The sequence below is a fragment of the Streptomyces sp. NPDC054840 genome (assembly GCF_053611065.1).
In genome coordinates, this window is record NZ_JBSGZP010000044.1 from 1 (window position 1) to 19,415 (window position 19,415).

The 19,415-nt window shown below is 73.5% G+C and carries 17 protein-coding genes and 1 pseudogene; 13 read left to right on the plus strand and 5 right to left on the minus strand.

The annotated features are described in order from the left end of the window. The 3 genes and pseudogenes from ACWGIU_RS05720 to ACWGIU_RS05730 form a co-directional block, all read left to right on the plus strand. Nucleotides 1-474: pseudogene (locus ACWGIU_RS05720) on the plus strand (hypothetical protein); the annotation flags it as partial. Between the two features lie 88 nt (nt 475-562). Further along, the gene (locus ACWGIU_RS05725; RefSeq protein ID WP_453702763.1) at nt 563-736 is read left to right on the plus strand and encodes a hypothetical protein; all 174 of its coding nucleotides are present in this window, start codon (nt 563-565) and stop codon (nt 734-736) included. 319 nt (nt 737-1,055) lie between these two features. Beyond that, nucleotides 1,056-2,495 carry an alkaline phosphatase PhoX gene (locus ACWGIU_RS05730; RefSeq protein ID WP_453702765.1) on the plus strand — a complete coding sequence of 480 codons (1,440 nt, stop codon included), beginning with the start codon at nt 1,056-1,058 and terminating at the stop codon, nt 2,493-2,495. Between the two features lie 48 nt (nt 2,496-2,543). Here the strand turns inward: ACWGIU_RS05730 and ACWGIU_RS05735 are convergent, their stop codons facing one another. From ACWGIU_RS05735 to ACWGIU_RS05745, 3 genes are all read right to left on the minus strand, one after another. Then, nucleotides 2,544-2,720, minus strand: coding sequence for a hypothetical protein (locus ACWGIU_RS05735; protein WP_453702767.1), 177 nt, complete (start codon nt 2,718-2,720; stop codon nt 2,544-2,546). Between the two features lie 102 nt (nt 2,721-2,822). Beyond that, on the minus strand, nt 2,823-4,070 hold the full coding sequence (locus ACWGIU_RS05740) for a TerD family protein (RefSeq protein WP_453702790.1): 1,248 nt from the start codon (nt 4,068-4,070) through the stop codon (nt 2,823-2,825). Nucleotides 4,071-4,666: 596 nt separating this feature from the next. Then, nucleotides 4,667-6,190 (minus strand): aldehyde dehydrogenase (NADP(+)), encoded by a 1,524-nt coding sequence (locus ACWGIU_RS05745; RefSeq protein WP_453702769.1) that lies wholly within the window; start codon nt 6,188-6,190, stop codon nt 4,667-4,669. Nucleotides 6,191-6,317: 127 nt separating this feature from the next. Here ACWGIU_RS05745 and ACWGIU_RS05750 point away from each other — a divergent pair, with 127 nt between their 5' ends. The 10 genes from ACWGIU_RS05750 (at nt 6,318) to ACWGIU_RS05795 (ending at nt 16,770) form a co-directional block, all read left to right on the plus strand. Beyond that, on the plus strand, nt 6,318-7,100 hold the full coding sequence (locus ACWGIU_RS05750) for an IclR family transcriptional regulator (RefSeq protein WP_453702771.1): 783 nt from the start codon (nt 6,318-6,320) through the stop codon (nt 7,098-7,100). Nucleotides 7,101-7,378: 278 nt separating this feature from the next. Next, complete coding sequence (locus ACWGIU_RS05755) at nt 7,379-8,371, plus strand: hypothetical protein (RefSeq protein ID WP_453702773.1); 993 nt, start codon at nt 7,379-7,381, stop codon at nt 8,369-8,371. A gap of 5 nt (nt 8,372-8,376) precedes the next feature. After that, entirely contained in the window at nt 8,377-9,645 is a 1,269-nt protein-coding gene (locus ACWGIU_RS05760) for a sensor histidine kinase (protein ID WP_453702792.1), read from the plus strand. After that, a complete protein-coding gene (locus tag ACWGIU_RS05765) occupies nt 9,642-10,355 on the plus strand; it encodes a response regulator (RefSeq protein WP_453702775.1) in 714 nt (237 codons plus the stop codon). Before ACWGIU_RS05760 ends, ACWGIU_RS05765 begins: the two co-directional genes overlap by 4 nt. A 61-nt stretch (nt 10,356-10,416) precedes the next feature. Beyond that, a complete protein-coding gene (locus ACWGIU_RS05770; protein ID WP_453702777.1) occupies nt 10,417-11,865 on the plus strand; it encodes a peptidoglycan D,D-transpeptidase FtsI family protein in 1,449 nt (482 codons plus the stop codon). 63 nt (nt 11,866-11,928) lie between these two features. Further along, nucleotides 11,929-12,429 (plus strand): N-acetyltransferase family protein, encoded by a 501-nt coding sequence (locus ACWGIU_RS05775; RefSeq protein WP_453702779.1) that lies wholly within the window; start codon nt 11,929-11,931, stop codon nt 12,427-12,429. 63 nt (nt 12,430-12,492) lie between these two features. Further along, nucleotides 12,493-13,200, plus strand: coding sequence for a DsbA family oxidoreductase (locus ACWGIU_RS05780; RefSeq protein ID WP_453702780.1), 708 nt, complete (start codon nt 12,493-12,495; stop codon nt 13,198-13,200). A gap of 164 nt (nt 13,201-13,364) precedes the next feature. Next, complete coding sequence (locus ACWGIU_RS05785; protein ID WP_453702782.1) at nt 13,365-14,426, plus strand: aminotransferase class V-fold PLP-dependent enzyme; 1,062 nt, start codon at nt 13,365-13,367, stop codon at nt 14,424-14,426. A 30-nt stretch (nt 14,427-14,456) separates the two neighbouring features. Continuing rightward, nucleotides 14,457-15,560, plus strand: coding sequence for an amidohydrolase family protein (locus ACWGIU_RS05790; protein ID WP_453702784.1), 1,104 nt, complete (start codon nt 14,457-14,459; stop codon nt 15,558-15,560). Nucleotides 15,561-15,840: 280 nt separating this feature from the next. Further along, nucleotides 15,841-16,770 carry an SCO1860 family LAETG-anchored protein gene (locus ACWGIU_RS05795; RefSeq protein ID WP_453702786.1) on the plus strand — a complete coding sequence of 310 codons (930 nt, stop codon included), beginning with the start codon at nt 15,841-15,843 and terminating at the stop codon, nt 16,768-16,770. A gap of 141 nt (nt 16,771-16,911) precedes the next feature. Here the strand turns inward: ACWGIU_RS05795 and ACWGIU_RS05800 are convergent, their stop codons facing one another. Beyond that, nucleotides 16,912-18,147 carry a CapA family protein gene (locus ACWGIU_RS05800; protein ID WP_453702788.1) on the minus strand — a complete coding sequence of 412 codons (1,236 nt, stop codon included), beginning with the start codon at nt 18,145-18,147 and terminating at the stop codon, nt 16,912-16,914. 183 nt (nt 18,148-18,330) lie between these two features. After that, nucleotides 18,331-19,407: an Rv2231c family pyridoxal phosphate-dependent protein CobC gene (gene cobC, locus ACWGIU_RS05805; RefSeq protein WP_453702794.1), complete on the minus strand. Its 1,077-nt coding sequence runs from the start codon at nt 19,405-19,407 to the stop codon at nt 18,331-18,333. Nucleotides 19,408-19,415 lie beyond the last annotated feature (8 nt).

Consider the following 19,415-nt stretch of genomic DNA (forward strand, 5'->3'; position numbering starts at 1 on the left):
GGCCGGGACCAGCCCGCCGCGGCCGCCGAACTGCTGGCCGCCGCCCGCGGGGACGACGAGGGCGGCCCGCTGCGCCGGCTCCGGTGCCAGCAGGCCCTGGCACCGGCGGGGCCGGAGGCCGAGCCCGCGGTCCGCTCGGTGCTGGACGACCCGGAGCTCGGCGGGCTCGCCCGGGTCTGGCTGGCGGAGCGCGGGGTGAGCGACGTACCGGCGCCGGACCCCGAGATGGTGTTCTGGCTGACGGTGGACACGATCGCGGCACAGCTCGCCGCGGACGGGGAGACGGCGGAGCTGCCGCTCCTGATGGAGACCCTGACCGCCCATCACGCGGGCTTCTTCGAGCAGGCGTGGCGGGTGGAGCACCCGGCGACGGCGTACGTCCTGGAGGCGATGGGCCGCCTGCACCCGGACAAGAAGGCGGCCAAGGAGGCCCGCAAGGCCGCGTTCAAGGCCCGCTCCCGCCACCCGGCCTAGACCTGTTGGTCCCTGTCCCGGACCCCGTCCCTGCCCGTCCCTGCCCCTGCCTGTCCCTGTCCCGTCCCCGGCGGACAGCATGGGCGCCATGGACACAGGACCCGCCGCATGGCTGGGCGCCGCCGTCGGCTCCGCCACCACCCTCGGAGCCGCCATCGTGAACGGCCGTGCGCAGGCACGGTCCCAGCACGCCCAATGGAGCCGCCGGCACCGCCACGAGGCGTACGCCGGCACCTCGGCGCGCTCCGTGTCCGGGACATAGCCATGGACGCGGTGCTCGACGCGCTGCGTTCGGACGCACCCGACCTGCCCGACCTCGACGAGGACCGACTGACCCGCGGCCCCTCCGACCGGAGCCGGGGCGGGGTGCCTGGCCGGCGCGCCAGGTCGGGTGCCGGGAACGGTTTCCGGGAAGGGTGGTGACAATGCGCCGTTCCTGGGGCCGGAGTTGGCCATTCCGGGGCAGGGCAAGGGGTCGGTTCCTCTTGGTGGGTAATTCAGCCGCCGTTCACGTGCGGGCGAGAGCGTGTGCGCCGACGACCGCACGACAGGCGCACCACCTCCCCACCCCTGGAGACCCGATGCCGCTCAGCCGTAGAGACTTCACCGCCCGTACCGTCATCGCCGGCGCGGGAGTCGCGCTCACCGGGACGGTCGGTGCCCTCGCCACCGCCCCCGGGGCGCTCGCCGCCGAGGACAGCGCCGATCGCGACGAGCGCGGGCGGCCCTGTGAGCCCGGCTACGGCCCGCTCGTGCCCGACCCGGCGGGACTGCTGGCTCTGCCCGCCGGGTTCACGTACCGCGTCATCACGCACAGCGGGGTCACCCGGCTGGACTCCGGCGAGACCACCCCGTCCCACCACGACGGGACCGCCGCATTCGAGGGCCACCGCGGGGTCACCCTCCTCGTCAACAACCACGAGCTCAAGGGCAAGCGGGAGAGCTGGGCCCACCCCGTCCCGCTCACCGAGGGCCTGGTCTACGACCCGGCCGCGGCCGGCGGGTGCACGGTCGTCGAAGTGCGGCGCGGCGGCGAGGTCGCCGAATGGGTGGGCATCGCCGGTACGTCGACCAACTGCGCGGGCGGCGCCACTCCCTGGAACACCTGGCTGACGTGCGAGGAGAACTCGGACCTCGCCGGCAAGAACGGCATGACGAAGGATCACGGCTACGTCTTCGAGGTCGACCCGCACGACCGGCGCGCCAACCGAGACCCGCGGCCGGTCAAGGCCTTCGGGCGCTACGACCACGAGGCCGTGGTCATCGACCCGCGCCAAGGTCACGCCTACCTCACCGAGGACGCCTCCGGCCCCAACGGGCTGCTCTACCGGTGGACCCCGCCCCGCGGCTTCCAGCACGGGCGCGGCAGGCTCCGTACGCTCGCGGCCGACGCCGGCGTGCTCCAGGCCGCCAAGTGCATCGACAGCAGCGGCCGGTTCGTCGACGACCTCTCGCGCGCCACGCGGATCGGCACCGTGTACGGGGTCGACTGGGTGGACGTGCCCGACCGCGACGCACGGACCGTACCGGTGCGCAAGCAGTTCACGGACGGTGTGGTGACGCGCGGGCGCAAGCTGGAGGGCATGTGGTGGGCGGACGGCGGCGCGTACTTCGTCTCGTCCTACGCCCGTGCGGAGAGCCCGGGCGCGGCCCACGACGGTCAGGTCTGGTTCTACGACCCCAAGCGGCGCACGGTCCGGCTCACCGTCCTCATCGGGGTCAACGCGGACCCGTCGGCCGACGGCGGCTATGACGGCCCCGACAACATCACCGTGTCCCCGTACGGCGGCCTGATCATCGCGGAGGACGGCTCGGGGCTGCAGCACCTGTTCGGCGCGACCGCGTCGGGACGCACCTACCCGCTGGCGCGCAACGAGCTGAACAACGGGTCGGCCGATGAGCCGGAGTACTCCGAATTCACCGGTGTCTGCTTCTCGCCGGACGGGCGCACGCTGTACGCCAACATCCAGGACCCGGGCATCATGCTGGCCATCACCGGGCCGTGGCGGCGCGGGCACTGACGTCGGGGCCACGGCGCACGGCCGCCGCGCAGGCGCCGTGCGCGCCGCCTAGAGGGCCGGCGAGACCTCCGAGCGAGAGGCCTCGGCCCACTCGGCCAGCAGGAACTCATACGCCTCCGAGGGCCACTCGCCGTCCACCCGGGTCTCGACAAGGTGCCGTATCGCCTCGTTCGCCTCGGCGGCGGACGGGCGGGCGGGCCCCGCGGGGGTGAGTGTCTCGTGCATGGTTTCAAGGCTACGGGCGGGCACTGACAGCCACCTACGGATTACGCGTGGCATCCATCACCCGGAATGCGCACCGGTGGCCGCTCGTGCCCGCCCACCTGCTCAGAGTGCCTGCGCGGCGGGCTTGACCATGCCGCGCACTGTGCGCGACTTCACAAAGTCGCCCATGGCGGTCATCTCCCACTCGCCGGAGAACTGCTTGATCAGCTTGGCCATCATGACGCCGGTCTGGGGCTCGGCGCCCGTCAGGTCGAAGCGCACCAGCTCCTCGCCGCTCGCCGCGTCGATGAGCCGGCAGTAGGCCTTGGCCACCTCGGTGAACTTCTGGCCGGAGAAGGAATTGACCGTGAAGACCAGACCGGTGGCGTCGGCGGGGATCCGCCCGAGGTCCACGACGATCACCTCGTCGTCGCCCGCGCCCTCACCGGTGAGATTGTCACCGGAGTGCTTGATGGCGCCACCGAGGATGGACAGCTTGCCGAAGTAGCAGCTGTCGATGTGGTTGCGCTGGGGGCCGTACGCGATGACGGAGGCGTCGAGGTCGATGTCCTTGCCGCGGAAGGCGGGCTCCCAGCCCAGACCCATCTTGACCTGCGAGAGGAGCGGGCGGCCGCCCTTGACGAGGGAGACGGTCTGGTTCTTCTGGAGGTTGACCCGCCCCTTGTCGAGGTTGATCTTCCCGGCGCCGGGGGCGGGGGCCGGGGGAGCGGCGGGCGCGACGGGGGCGGCCGGGGCGGGAGCCGCGGGCTGGGTGGCGCCGCCGAGCCAGGGGGAGGCCGGGTAGGAGACCGGCGGGGCCGGGGGAGCGGCGGGCGCCGGGGGTGCGGGCGGGACCACGGCCTGGGGCGCCGCGGGCTCCTCGTCCACGGAGACCCCGAAGTCGGTGGCGATGCCGGCCAGGCCGTTCGCATACCCCTGGCCTACCGCGCGCACCTTCCACACGCCGCCGCGCAGGTAGATCTCCACCACGACGAGCGCGGTCTCGGTGCCCAGCTGCGGCGGGGTGAAGGCGGCGATCACCGCGCCGCCGTCGGCGTTGCGCACGGTGGCGGTGGGCTCGATGCCCTGGAAGCTCTGCCCGGCGGCGTCCGGGCTGGCCGTGACCACGATCCGCTCGATGCCCGGGGGCACGGCGCCGGTGTCCACGGTGATCGAGTCCGGCGTCGAACCGCCGCCGGACCGGTAGCTGACACCGGGCCCGGTGGGCTGGTTGAAGAAGATGAAGTCGGCGTCGGAGCGCACCTTGCCGTCCGCCGTCAGGAGCAGGGCCGATACGTCGAGCCGCACCGGCGCAGCCACGTCGACCGTCACGCGGACGGCATTGAGCGGCAGGTTGGATCCAGGGGTCATAGCGGTCATGCCCGGAGAACGACCGGAGGTGCTTTGCCGTTCCCTTACCCTCGCGGGATATTTCCGGAGGCTTCCGCGCCGATTGCGCGGGTGACCGCGTGCGACGCGCTCGTTGCCGAACTCGTACGGGCCGGTCCGGCGGGCCATCACGAGCTGCGCGTCGCCGGACTCCACCTCGACCAGAACTTCTCGGCGCGGCCCCACGCAGGGTGGTCGCGGGGCGGCCCTGGTGGGTGACGGCGACGCGGCCGTCCCGGTGGCGGTCGCACCTGAATCCGTGCGGCTTCGGCATGCGGCGCGGCCTGCCGCGACGGACGCGGGGCGGACAACGGGATCTCCGGCGGTGCGGCGTGGCGGTGACTCCGGGTGGCCGTGCCCCTGCGTGGCGTTGATCCGTGGCGTGATGGTGACCGGGCGTGGCGTGGCGTGCCGTGACCCGGCCCGCGGTGGCGGTGACCCGGCCCGCGGTGGCGGTGACCCGGCCCGCCGTGGCGGTGACCCGGCCCGCGGTGGCGGTGACCCGGCCCGCCGTGGCGGTGGCCCGGCGGGCGGCCTGCCGGCGTGCCGGGACACCGCCACGTCACGAGTGGTCCCGCTCAGTCCCCGGTGACCTGGCGCGGCAGCCCGAGCGGGTTGGACTCGCGCAGTTCCGCCGGAAGGAGCGCGTCCGGCACGGACTGGTAGGCCACCGGCCGCAGCCAGCGCTCGATCGCGGTGCCGCCCACCGAGGTGGAGTGCGAGGTGGCCGCCGGGTAGGGGCCGCCGTGGTGCTGGGCCGGGGCCACCGCGACTCCGGTCGGCCAGCCGTTGACCACGATCCGCCCCGCCAGCCCGGTGACCTGCCCGATCAGCTCGGCGGCCGGGCCCGGCGCGCCCTCGGTCTCGGTGGCCGACAGTTGGAGGGTGGCACTCAGGTTCCCGCCGAGGAGCCCGAGGACCGCGCCCGCCTCGCCCTGGTCGGCGTACCGCACGACGACGGTGACCGGACCGAAGCACTCCTCCAGGAGGACGTCGTACGCGCCGCCCTCCAGAAGCTGCCCGGCCGGCACGGTCAGGTAGCCCGCCCCGACGGTGTGCTCCCCCCCGGAACCGGGGGTCACGGGGGCGTCGACGCCGGGTAGCGCGGCCCGTTCGCGTACCCCGGCGACGAAGTTCTCCCGCATCCGGTGGTCGAGCAGCACCCCCGGCTCGGTCTCCCCGAGCGCCTTGGTGAGCTCGCTGGTGACCCGGTCGCCGTCCTCGCCCTCGGGGACCAGCACCAGGCCGGGCTTCACGCAGAACTGACCGACCCCGAGGGTGACCGAGCCGGCGAGCCCGGCGCCGATCTCCTCGGCGCGTTCGGCGGCGGCGGCCGGGGTGACCACGACGGGGTTGAGCGAGCCCAGTTCACCGTGGAAGGGGATGGGCACGGGCCAGGCGGCGGCCGCGTCGAACAGGGCCCGCCCGCCCCGGATGGAACCGGTGAATCCCGCGGCCGCCACCAGGGGGTGGCGGATCAGCTCCAGGCCGGCGTCGAACCCGTGGACCACGCTCACCACTTCGGCCGGAAGCCCGGTCGCGACCGCGGCCCGGCGCAGCAGCGAGGCGCACAGCTCGGAGGTGGCGGGGTGGTCGGGGTGCGCCTTGACGACCACGGGGCAGCCGGCCGCGAGTGCGCTCGCGGTGTCGCCGCCGGGGACGGAGAAGGCGAGCGGGAAGTTGGAGGCGGCGTAGACCGCGACCACGCCGAGGGGGATCTTGTAGCGGCGCAGCTCGGGGCGCGGGGGGCTGAGGGTCGGATCGGCCCGGTCGATCCGGATGTCGAGGTAGGCCCCGGCGTCCACGGCGTCGGCGAAGGCGCGCAGCTGGCCGGTGGTGCGGGCCAGTTCGCCGGTGAGCCGGCCCGGGCCGAGCGCGGTCTCGGCGTCGGCGGCCTCGATCACGTGGGCGGCCGCCTCGTCGAGCAGCGCCGCGGCGGCGCGCAGGAAGGCGGCGCGGACGGTGGCGCCGGCGAGCGCGCCACGGGCGGCGTGGGCGGCCCGTACGGCTTCGTCCACCTCCTGGGGTGTGGCCTCCACCGCAACCTGTTCGCGCTGCTTCCCGGTGCGGGGGTCCACACTCCAGACTGGTGTCGTTGTCATGGCCCGCCGCCTCCTGGATCGTTCAGTATTCTGAACGTCGTTCTGGTGGATGAATGATCACATCTGCTGTGGACTCTATTTCCGCGTCCTCGGCGTGACAAGAGGCGATCAGAGGGGGAGCAGGCGTATGACGACGGCCGAGTCGGGGATTCCGGTCCAGGCGGCGCCGGTCAAATCGGCGGTGCGGACCGTCTTGCTGCTGGAGCATTTCGCGGCGCGGCCGGGCCTGCACAGCCTGGCCGACATCCAGAACGACCTCTCCCTGCCGAAGTCCAGCCTCTACATGCTGCTGCGGACGCTGGTGAACCTGGGGTGGGTGGAGACGGACGCGACGGGCACCCGGTACGGCATCGGCGTACGGGCCTTGCTGGTCGGCAGTTCGTACATCGACGGCGACGAGGTGGTCGCCGCCGCCCGGCCCACCCTGGACCGGCTCTCCGACGACACGACGGAGACCATCCACCTGGCCCGGCTGGACGGGACGAGCGTGGTCTACCTCGCCACCCGGCAGTCCCAGCACTACCTGCGCCCCTTCACCCGCGTCGGGCGGCGGCTGCCCGTGCACTCGACGGCGCTGGGCAAGGCCCTGCTGGCCACGCACACGGACCAGGAGGTACGGGGGCTGCTGCCACGGCGGCTGGAGGCGGTCACCGAGCACACCGTCACCGACCGGGAGCAGCTGATCGAGGAGCTGGCGCTGGTGCGGGAGCAGGGGTACGCGGTGGACCGGGAGGAGAACACGCTCGGGCTGCGCTGCTTCGGGGTCGCCGTGCCGTACCGGACGCCGGCGCGGGACGCGGTGAGCTGCTCGGTGCCGGTGGCCCGGCTGACGGGGGAGCACGAGCAGGTCATCAAGGCGGCGCTGTTCGAGGCGCGGGACCGGCTGTCGGTGGTGACGCGCCGCATGTAACCGCGCCGCATGTGACGCGCCGCATGTAACCGCGCCGCGTGTGACGCGTCGCGTGTGAACGGCGAGGTGGGTGGTGCGCCGCAGGGGGTGACGCGCCGCATGTGACGCGCCCGAGGCGGGTGCTGCGCCGCCTGTGGGTGCCGCCGGCGGGGTGCCGGCGGCGGGGGCATGAGTCGGCCTTCCGCAGGCAGGGCGGGTGTTGTCCCTCCCCCGCGTGGGGGAGGCGGTTCCCCTTCACGGGGGAGGTGGCGGGGCCGCGCAGCCGCGAACGTTGAGTCATGAGCACACGAGAGACGCATCCCAGTGACCTGACGGAAGCGAAGCTGCCGTCGCCCTCCCGCCTGGGGGCCGGGCGGCGGGTCCTGCGGGCGGTGGCCCTGGCCGCCACCGTGCCGTATGTGGGGCTCAAGACGGTCTGGCTGTGCGGGAGTCACCTCGGGATACCCGAGGGCAGCGTGCTGCGGGAGCCGGGCCCGTTCTTCATGGCGGCCAATTCCGTCACGCTGGCCATGGACGCCTGCCTGATCCTGCTCGTGCTGGTGCTCACCAGGCCCTGGGGCATACGGGTGCCGGGCCCGCTGCTGACCGTCCCGGTCTTCGCGGCCACCGGGCTGCTGACCCCGATCCTCCTCGGCTTCCCGGGCCAACTGCTCGTACGAGCGATCGGCTTCGGGACGGACCCGGCGGTGGAAGCGGCGCGCAAGCCCTTCCTGGACCCCTGGGTGTTCCACGTCGTCTACACCGGATTCTCGATCCAAGGACTCGCCCTGGCGGCTCTGTTCGCGCCCTACGCGCGGAAGCGCTGGGGGCGGGCCTGGCGGGGCGTGACGGGGGAGCGGCTGCCGTCGTCCACGGGGGTGGTGGCGGCAGCCGCGGCCGCCGTCGGCCTGCCGGTCGCGGGGGTGCTGGTGTACTGGGCCTTCGGCGGTGCCGCCGGCCTGGGCGCCGAGCGGGCCGCCGCGCACTCCGCGGACACGGCCGTGGTGTCCGCGGTCCACGCGGTGTGCGCGGTCGCCGCCGGTGCCGGGGCTCTGCTGCTGGCCCGTGGCGGGATGATGCGGGCACGGTGGCCGCTGGGCCTCGCCTGGGTCGGCGGGGCGGCGACGCTGTGCTGGGGGACATGGGAGATGATCTCCGTGCTGGGACCGCAGTTGGACGGCGGTGAAGCGCCGTCCGGCACCACGCTGTTGATCTACGCTGGCCAGATGCTCACCGGATTGCTCACCGGCACCGTACTCATACGGTTCCTCGCCACCCGCCGCCCGGAGTGAACCGGCTGCCGGTGGCGCGGGCCCGGTGGCGCTGGGTGCACCTGATCCTCGGCGGCGCCCTGCTCATGCCGTACTTCCTGCTCACGCAGGTGGTGGTCGGTGTCGTCGCGGGCGGGGTCAACGCGCTCGACTCCGCGCCGCTCACCTTCCTCGCCTACGCCGCCTCCCTGCCCCTCGTCGCCGTCACGGCGCTGTTCGGGCCGGTCCGGCCGATGTCGGTGGCCGCGGTACGGGCCATGTGCGAGGTGCCGGGGGAGCGCCTGGCCGACGGGCCGGCGAAGTCCTGGGCCGCCCGGGCCCGGGCCTCGGCCTGGTGGACCCTGCACCTGGGGACCGGGGCGCTGATCAGCGGAATGACCCTCGCGGTGCCGCCCATGGCGGTCCTGCTGATCGCGGTGCCGGTCGTGGGGCGGCTGCGGGACGTGCAGTTGGGGTACGGGTGGTTCGCCACCGATGCCGACCCGTACGTCGCCCCCCTGCTCGGGATCGGGCTGCTGGCCGGGCTCACCCTGTGCGCCGTCGGGGCCGGGAAGCTGCTGGCCACGTCGGCGCCCGTACTGCTGGGGCCCACGGCGGCGGACCGGCTTGCCGCGGCCGAGGAACGGGCCGCCGACCTGGCCGTGCGCAACCGGCTGGCCCGGGAGCTGCACGACGCGGTCGGGCACGCCCTGAGCGCCGTCACCCTCCAGGCCGCCGCCGCCCGGCGGATGCTGGAGCGCGACCCCGACTTCGTACGGGAGGCGCTGGCCGCGATCGAGGACACCACGCGGCGGACGGTGGGCGAGCTCGACGCCGTGCTGGGCCTCCTGCGGGACGGGGACCCGGCCCGGCCGGACAGCGCGCCCGCACCCACCCTCGCCGCCGACCTCGACGGGCTCCTGGCCCGCACCCGGGCCGCCGGCACCCCCGTCACCGCGCACCAGGACCCCGGACCCGCCGGGGACTGGGCCGCCCTCCCGGCGATCGCCTCCCGCGAGGCGTACCGGATCGTCCAGGAGGGCCTCACCAACGCCCTGCGGCACGGGGCGGGCCCGGTGGATCTGCGGATCCGCGTACAGGCCGGCCCCGGCACCGCACACCGTGAACTGGAGATCACCATGACCAATGCCCCGGCGGCCGTCGCCGAAGACCGGGAGACCCGTATCACCGGGGGCCGCGGACTGCGCGGCTCCGCGGAGCGGGCCGCACTGCTCGGCGGCAGCGTCGAAGCCGGCCCGCACGGCGACCGGTGGCGGCTGCGGGCCGTCCTCCCGCTCGCCGGCGAGAACCGATGACCACGCCTGCTCCCGCTCCCACGCCTGCTCCCGCTCCCGCTCCCGCGCCGCGGCCGCCGCTGCGCATCGTGATCTGCGACGACGAGCGAATGGTCCGTACCGCGCTGCGGGTCATCCTTGAGGCCGAAGCCGACCTGGAGGTCGTCGGGGAGGCGGGCACCGGGGCCGAGGCGGTTCCGCTGGTCCGCTCACTGGCCCCCGACGTGGTGCTCATGGACGTCCGGATGCCCGAGATCGACGGCATCCGGGCCACCGAGCAGATCCTCGCCACGATGGCCGAGCCGCCCCGGATCGTGGTCGTCACCACCTTCGAGAACGATGCCTATGTCTACGACGCGCTGCGTGCGGGAGCCGCCGGCTTCCTCCTCAAGCGGACCGACGCCGACGAGCTGATCGGCGCGGTCCGGCTCGTCGCCCGCGGCGACTCGCTGCTCTTCCCGGCTGCCGTCCGCTCCCTCGCCGCCGCCCACACGGCCGGCGCCCCGCCCGCCGGCGCGCCCTGGGTGGCCCGGCTCACCGAGCGGGAGGCCGACGTACTGCGTCTGATGGCCACCGGGCTGTCCAACCACGAGATGAGCGAGCGCCTCGGGGTCGGCCCGCAGACCGTCAAGACCCACGTCGCGGCGGTCCTCACCAAGACCGGTTCACGCGACCGCACCCAGGCGGTCATCGCGGCCTACGAGGGAGGCTTCATCATGAAGAAGAGCTGAGAATCCGCCACAATCGGGGCAGAGCGGAACGGCGGGGGCCGCCGGGACGTCCTTCCGGGGGATGAACAAGACGATCAGGCGTGCGTCGGTCTTCTGTCTGCTTCTGGTGCTGGCCCTGCTGGTCCGCGTCACCTGGGTGCAGGCATACCAAGGCCAGGCCCTCGCAGACGACAAGCACAACCGCCGGAATCTCATCGGGCAGTACGAGAACCCGCTGGGCAACATCATCGTGGGCGGGGAGGCGATCACCGGCTCGGAGAAGACGGGCGGCAAGGACTTCGGCTACAAGCGGACGTACGTCGACGGTCCCCTCTACGCACCCATCACGGGCTACAGCTCCCAGGCCTACGGCACCACCATGCTGGAGGGCATCTACAAGAACGTCCTCAACGGCTCCGACAGCCGGCTGAAGACTGTGATGGACATGCTCACCAACAAACGGGCCGCCCCCGGCAACGTCCTGACGACCATCGACAAGGACGTCCAGAAGGCCACCTACGACGCGCTCCAGGGCAAGCAGGGCGCGGCCGTGGCCATGGATCCCGGAACCGGCGAGATCCTCGCCGTGGTGAACAACCCCTCCTTCGACCCGGGCAGCATCGCCGGCGCCGACGACGAGAAAGCGTGGACTGAGCTCTCCGCCGAGAATGGCAAGGCCATGGAGAACGTGGCGCTGCGCAAGCCCCAGGCGCCCGGCTCCACCTTCAAGTTGGTCACCCTCGCCGCGGCGATCGAGAACGGCCTCGTCACCGACCTCGACCGGCAGACCGGGATCGCCGACCCGTACACGATCCCCGGCACCCGCACTCCGCTGCCCAGCGAGGCGGGCTCCGCGGCCTGCAACAACGTCTCGGTGCGTACCGCCCTGCGGCTCTCCTGCAACAACGTCTTCGCCGAGCTGGCGTCCAAGCTGGGCCAGGACAAGATGCGGGCGACGGCCGAGAAGCTCGGTTTCAACGTGCAGATCGACACTCCGATCCGCATCAACCCGCCCAGCAAGTACCCGTCGAAGAAGATGTCGATCGACCAGGTCGCGCAGACCGGCATCGGCCAGTTCGACGTGCAGGCCACCCCGCTCCAGATGGCGATGGTGACGGCCGCGGTCGAGAACGGCGGCAAGCTCGTGGCCCCGCATGTGGTCTCCGAGGTCACCGACGCGGGCGGCAACGTGCTGGAGAGCTTCAAGGACCCGAAATCCCGGCAGGTCATGGGGGAGAGGACCGCCTCGATGATCCGCGACGCCATGCGCACGGTCGCCACCGAGGGCGGCGGCAAGCCGGCCCAGGTGTCCGGGGCCGAGGTCGGCGGCAAGACCGGTACCGCCCAGCGCGGTGTCAACAACAGCCTCGCGCCGCTGGCCTGGTTCACCTCCTACGGCACGTCGAACGGGAAGCAGATCGTGGTGGCCGTGGTGATCGAGAACTCCGACACCGACCGCTCCGAGATCGGCGGCGGGAAGCTGGCCGCCCCCATCGCCCAGAAGATGATGGAGGCGTGGCTGAAGAAGTAGCGACGAACCCCGCGCGACCGACGCGCCGGGAACCGTCGATGTGCCCGGCGCGTTCCCACTCCCGTGATCAGAGCCGCGCACCCCGCCGACCTCCCCGCGATCGCCGCCCTGCACGCCCGGGCCCGCGCCACCTACTACCAGGGCCACATCCCCGAGCAGGCCTATCCGGGCGACGCCGAGCTCCAGCGGACCCGTGAGGGCTGGTCTCGGGCCCTCTCCCGGGACGCCGCCGAGGGTGCGGTGCTCTGCGCCGAGCAGGACGGCGAGCTCACGGGCGTCGCCGCGTTCCGTACGCGGGACGGCGAGACCACCCTCACCCAGCTCCACGTCGACCCCGTCCACTGGCGCCGCGGCACCGGGGCCGCCCTGCACGCCGCCTGCCTGGACGCCTGGCGGCGGGCCGGCATCCACCGGGTCCGCCTGGAGGTCTACGAGCACAACCTCCGCGCCCAGGCCTTCTACGCCACCCACGGCTGGCTCGCGGACCCGTCGGCCCCTCGCTCGGGCTCCCACCGCACCCTCTGGCTGCAGGTGGGCCAGGAGGCGGCCCCGTCCGGGGAATGAGACGGGGCGGTGAATGGTTGAACCGCAAACCGTTCCCCCCTGAATCCGGAGAAAAGAAGGATCATGCGCGTCGAAATCTGGAGCGACATCGCTTGTCCCTGGTGCTATGTCGGAAAGGCCCGTTTCACCAAGGGGCTGGCCGAGTTCGCGCACCGCGACGAGGTGGAGGTCGTCTTCCGGTCCTTCGAGCTCGACCCGGGAGCGGCGAAGGGCGTCACCGCTCCCGTCGTGGAGATGCTCGCCAAGAAGTACGGCCGCACCGTCGACGAGGCGCGCGGCATGGAGGAGCACGTCGCCGCCGGCGCCCGCGCGGAGGGGCTCACCTACCGCACCGAGGGCCGCGACCACGGCAGCACCTTCGACATCCACCGACTGCTGCACCTGGCCGCCGCCCGCGGCCGGCAGGAGGAGCTGCTCGACCTCGCCTACCGGGCCAACTTCGCCGAGGAGCGCTCCGTCTTCGACGCCGAGGTGCTGATCGCCCTCGCCGTCGAGGCCGGACTGGACGAAGCCGAGGCCCGCGCCGTACTCGCCGACGACTCCGCCTACGCCGACGAGGTCCGGGCCGACGAGCGGGAGGCCGCCGAGCTGGGCGCGAACGCCGTGCCGTTCTTCGTCCTCGACCGCCGCTACGGAATCTCCGGCGGGCAGCCGGCCGAGGTGTTCACCCGGGCCCTGGAGCAGGCGTGGGCCGGGCGCCAGGTCGAGGAGCCGGTCGCGGCCGCCGAGGCCTGCGGGCCCGACGGCGCGTGCGCGGTCCCCCAGGCATAAGGATCGCTCGGGGAGGCCCGGACGCTCGGCGGCGCGGAGACGCAGAGACGCGGCGGCGCGGAGACGCGCAGGCGCTCAGGCGACGGTGCGGACGCTCGGACGGCTCGGAGACCGGCGGAACGCGGCCATGGACTGCGGGTCGTTCCTGGCGCAGAGTTGCAGGCATGGAACTTCCGCTCGCCGAAGCGACCCGTGCCGAGTTCGCCCACTCCACCACCTACCTGAACACCGCCCGGTGCGGGGTCGTCCCGCGTTCCGCCGTCGCGGCCGTACGGGAGCTGGCCGAGGCCGCGGGGGGCGGGCTCCCCACCGGGTTCGGCGACTTCGACCGCGTGAACGGGGCCCGCGCGGCCTTCGCCCGCCTCGTCGGGGTGGACACCGACCGGGTGTCCGTCGGCTCGGCCGTCTCCACCCACGTCGGCCTCGTCGCCGCCTCCCTCCCCTCCGGCGCCGAAGTGCTCTGCCCTGAGGGCGAGTTCTCCTCCGTGATCAACCCCTTCGTGGCGCGCGGCGACCTCAAAGTGCGCTTCGCACCGCTCGAATCCGTCGCCGAGGCCGTCCGCCCCGGCACCGCCCTGGTCTCGCTGAGCGTCGTGCAGTCCGCGGACGGCCGCAAGGCCGACCTCGCCGCGGTGCGCGCGGCGGCGACCGCGCACGGGGCCCGGATGCTCGTGGACGCGACCCAGGCGGCCGGCTGGCTCCCCTTCGACGCCTCGCCGTACGAGTACACGGTCGCCGCCGGCTTCAAATGGCTGCTCGGGGTGCGCGGAGCCTCGTACCTGACGGTGTCGCCCGAGGCCCAGGACACGCTGACCCCGCTGCACGCCGGCTGGGTGCCGGCGGTCGCCGACGGGGACGCCACCTACGGGCCGATGGCGGGACTCGCCCACGGGGCGCGGCGGTTCGACGAGTCCCCCGCCTTCCTGGCCTACCACGCGTCCGCGCCCGCGCTGGCCCTGCTGGAGCGGATCGGCATCGAGGCCGTCCACGCCCACGGCACCGCCCTGGCCGCCCGCTACCGTGCCGGCATCGCACGCCTGGGCCACGAGCCCGTCCCCGGCGACTCCGCCATCGTCTCCGTGCCCGGCCTCGCCGACCGCCAGCCCGCCCTGGAGGCCGCCGGCATCGCCACATCGGCCCGCGCGGGCCTGCTGCGGGCCTCGTTCCACCTCTACAACACGGAGGCGGACGTGGACCGGCTCCTGAACGCCCTCGCCGGCTCCTGACGGGGCAGGGCCCGTGCGTACAGTGCCGCCATGAATGATGTGACTGATGTGAGCGACGTGCTGCACGTGAAGGGGCGGGTGCTGCTCGGGCCCGACGAGGTACGCGACGAGCTCTGGGTGGTCGGCGGACGGATCTCCTACGACCGCCCGCTCGGGGCCCGCGAGGTCACCACGGTGACCGGGTGGGCCCTGCCCGGGCTGGTCGACGCGCACTGCCACGTGGGGCTGGACGCCCACGGTCCGGTCGACGCCGAGACCGCCGAGCGCCAGGCCCTCACCGACCGCGACGCCGGGACGCTCCTCATCCGCGACGCCGGATCGCCGTCCGACACCCGCTGGATCGACGACCGCGAGGACCTGCCGAAGATCATTCGGGCCGGCCGGCACATCGCTCGCACGCGCCGCTACATCCGCAACTACGCCCACGAGATCGAGCCCGCCGACCTCGTCGAGTACGTCGGCCGCGAAGCGCTGCGCGGCGACGGCTGGGTCAAGCTCGTCGGCGACTGGATCGACCGCGATGCCGGTGACCTCGCCGCCTGCTGGCCGCGCGCCGAGGTCGAGGCGGCCATCGCCGAGGCGCACCGGCTGGGTGCCCGCGTCACGGCGCACTGCTTCGCCGAGGACTCGCTGCGCGACCTGGTCGAGGCGGGCATCGACTGCATCGAACACGCCACCGGCCTCACCGAGGACACCATCCCGCTGTTCGCCGAGCGCGGGGTAGCCATCGTCCCGACGCTCGTGAACATCGCGAACTTCCCGAAGATGGCGGCGGGCGGCGAGGCGAAGTTCCCGGACTGGTCGGCGCACATGCGGCGGCTCCACGAACGGCGCTACGACACCGTCCGCGCCGCCTACGACGCGGGCATCGACGTCTTCGTCGGCACCGACGCCGGCGGCTCCCTGCCGCACGGCCTGGTCGCCGCGGAGGTCGCGGAGCTGGTCAAAGCCGGCATTCCGGCGATCGAGGCCCTCTCCGCGACGGCCTGGGCGGCCCGTGAGTGGCTCGGCAGGCCGGGGCTGACCGAGGGGGCGCCCGCCGACCTCGTGGTGTACGCCGCCGACCCGCGGGCCGACGTAGGCGTGCTGGCGCAGCCGCTGCGGGTCGTCGTGAACGGCAGGGTCCGGGCCTGAGCCGGGTCGGCGCCCGGTTGACGTCGCGTGACATCAGTGGCTCGTCGGTCGTTGAAGATGACCGCACGGGCCGGATGTCCGTGAAGGGAGAGCACTCACGTTCATCATGAGGCGCAATGATTCGAATATGTACCCGGAAACCACCCCTTGGGGTGAAGTAACGTCAGGCTGGCCCTCGTTCACCCACAGTGCGTAAAGATTCCGGGGTCGAGTCCGTAGCGCCCGCGATGTCCCCCATCGGCGGCGCGACGGCACCCAACTCCCCGGGGGTTCCACCACCGTGAACAGCCATACCTTCCGCATGCCCGCGGCCGTCCTCCTCGCCACGGGAGCGGTCGCCCTGCTGACCGCACCGCCGGCCGTCGCCACGGGAGGAGGCGCGGCCGGGGGTGAGGGCAAGGCCGGCGCCGTCGTCCTGCGCGCCGGACTGGACGTGGGTCTGCTCAACACCGTGCACGTCCCGCTGAAGACGACCCTCAACGAGGTCAGCGCTCCGGCGACGGCCGAGAAGACCGCGCTGACCGTCACCCTGGACGGGGTCGAGGGGAACAAGCCGGTGAGCGTGCTGCGCGCCGACGTGGCCACCTCCAAGGCCACCGTCGACACGACCCGGGCCGAGGCACAGGCGCATCTCGCCAAGGCCTCCGTCCACGTCCCCGGACTGCCGCTGCTCTCCCTCATCGAGGTGGAGAAGGTCACCTCCAAGGCCGTGTGCGAGGCGGGCAAGAAGCCGGTGGCCACTGCGAACGTGGTGGGGAAGGTCACGGCTCTCGGCAAGAAGGTCACCCTGTCCGCGGGCGGCCCCACCACGGTGGAGGTCCCCGGAGTGGGCCGGATCGACCTGGAGCTGTCCGGTACGGAGACCACCTCCACCACGGCGGCCGCGGCCGCGCTCCGCCTGAAGGTGGCGGTGAACCCGCTGAACCTGAACGTGGCGAAGGTCGACGGCGAGATCGTGCTCGCCGAGGCGCACTGCACGTCCCCGGCGGGTGCGGCACCGGCCGGCGACCCGCCCGCGAACCCGGACATCACGCTGCGGTCAGCGACGGGGACCGGCGCCGGCGCCGCCACGTCCGGCGGTACCACCGGCGCCAACCTCGCCGAGACCGGCGGCGGTTCACTGACTCCCTACGTCGCGGGCGGGGCCCTGACCCTGCTCGCCATCGGCGGGGGCGCGCTCCTGATCACCCGGCGGGGCAGGGCCTCGTAGGGCGGCCGGGAGCTCCGGGCCGCCGCCCGGCGCGCCCGCCCCGAGGAGCGCACGGAGGGGAGTGCTCAACGGGTGACGGGCGAGGACGCGCGGCGGGCCGGAGCGGCTCATGGGCCGACGGGCCCGGCGTGCCCCCTCTGCTCAGCGGTCGGCGTGCTCCAGGCCCTGTCCGCCCGCGCCACGTGACATCACGGCCTCGGTGACCTGCTGGTCGATCCGCGCGTACTCGCTCCGCTTCCCGGCCGGGAGCGAGGGGTCCGAGGCCGCGCAGGAGGCGCAGACGACGCGGAACGGAGGTCCCATGTCCGAGTACTGCGTGAGGTATTCGGCCTTCACCACCTCCCAGCGGCCCGGACGGCCCGCCGCCGGGGAGAAGGTGAAGCGGGGGACCGAGGACTGGTTGCCGCGCAGTTTGTCGGCCGGTACGAAGCTGGCGACCTGGTCGCCCATCCCGAAGACCACCCAGGTGCCGTTGATCTTCTCGTAGGGCTGCGGCACGTGATTGTGCGTGCCGATGATCAGATCGATGTCGGGGAGCCCGTCGGCCGCGCGGGAGACGGTCAATGCCTGCGCCAGCGCCTTCTGCTGCTCGTCGGGCGCCGTCTGCCACTCGGTACCCCAGTGGACGCTCAGCACCACCACGTGCGCGCCCTGGGCCCGGGCGGCCCGGGCGTCGGCGATGATCCGGTCCTTGTCGATCAGATTGACGGCCCACGGCTTGCCCTCCGGAAGGGGGATGCCGTTCGTGCCGTACGTGTAGGAGAGCTGGGCGACCTTCGCCCCGCCCGCCGCGAGCAGCGCCGGGGCCTTGGCCTCCTCCGCGCTGCGGGCCGAGCCGACGTGCGGGATGCCGACCCGGTCGAGGTGCTCCAGGGTGCGGGCGAGACCGTCGTAGCCGTCGTCCAGGGTGTGGTTCGAGGCAGTGGAACAGCTGTCGTACCCGGCGTCCTTGAGCGCGTCCGCCAGCTGGTGCGGAGCCTTGAAGGCGGGATAGCCGGTGTAGGGGCCCCCGGGGCGCCCGTACGGTATCTCGTGGTGGCATATCGCCAGGTCGGCGGCGGCCACCAGGGGTTTGACCCCGGCGAGTATCTTCCGGAAGTCGTACTCCCCGGCCTTGCCCGCGTCGTCCGCCGACCGCTGGACGATCGACGGGTACGGGATGATGTCGCCGGTCGCCACCAGCGTGAACGGCTTCCCGGCAGCGGCCGCGGCGGTGCTCTCGGGCGGGTCCGCCTCACCCTGTTCCGGTCTGCCGTGCAGCCGCTGGCCGGTGGCGGGCGCCGCGCCGTCGTCGAACAGCCGCGGTACGGCGTAGATCCCGCCGCCCACGACCGCCAGCGCGGCCAGCGCCGTGCCCGTCTTCGCGTATACCTTCATCGCCGCCCCCGGTGTCATGCCTGATGCGGGGATCCTCACCCGGCCCCGCCCGCGCGGCCATCGTAGGGGGCGAACGAGTGACGCCGTCGTCGGCGTTCGGTAACGAGTGCAGGTCAGACGGGTGCCGCGGAGGCAGGCAAGGCCGGCGCGCCCGCGCGTGCTCGGTTCACGGTGAGCGTGCGGTCAGCGTGCGGTCAGTGCGAGGGCATGGTCCATGGCCTGGAGCAGCCGGCCCGTCGTCGCCCGGTCGCGCACCGCCAGCCGCAGCCAGGAGTGGTCCAGCCCCGGGAAGGTGTCCCCGCGGCGGACGGCGAAGCCGAGCGCGCGCAGCCGCGTGCGGACCTCGGCCCCGGCCGCCACCCGGATCAGGACGAACGGCCCCTCCGCCACCCCGGCGGTCGTCACCTCGTCGAACTCCGCGAGCCCGGCCAGCAGGTGCGCCCGGTCCACCGCGATCCGCCGGGCCGCCTCCTCCGCCTCGGCCAGCGCCGCCGGAGCCACACAGGCCTCGGCCGCCACCAGCGCCGGGGTCGAGACCGGCCACAGGGGCTGCGCGGCCGCCAGTTTCGCGATCACCTCGGGCTCGGCCAGCACGTAGCCGATCCGCAGCCCGGCCAGCCCCCACGTCTTGGTCAGGCTCCGCAGCACCACCAGCCCCGGCAGGTCCATCCGTCCGGCCAGGGCCTCCCGCTCGCCCGGGACCGCGTCCATGAAGGCCTCGTCCACGACCAGGATCCGGCCCGGCCGGGCCAGTGCGCAGAGGATTCCCGCCGGGTGCAGTACGGACGTCGGGTTGGTCGGATTCCCGATCACCACGAGGTCCGCGTCCTCGGGCACGGCCGCCGGGTCCAGCCGGAAGCCGTCCGCCGCCCGCAGCACCACGCGCTCGACCCGGTGGCCGGCGTCCCGCAGGGCGGCTTCCGGCTCGGTGAACTGCGGATGCACCACGACCGGCCGTACGGCACCCAGGGCCCGGGCGATCAGTACGAAGGCCTCCGCGGCCCCGGCCGTCAGCAGCACCCGCTCGACCGGCAGCCCGTGCCGAGCCGCCACCGCCGCGCGGGCCGGCCGCCCGTCGGGATACGCGGCGAGATCCCCGAGGGAGGCGGCGATCCGCCGCTTGAGCCACTCCGGGGGCGTGTCCGCACGTACGTTGACCGCCAGGTCCACCAGCGCGGAGCCCGCGTCGATCACCTCGGCGTCCCCGTGGTGGCGCAGGTCATGCGCGTGCGCCGTGGCCACGGCGCAGGTCGCCGCCACCGACCGCC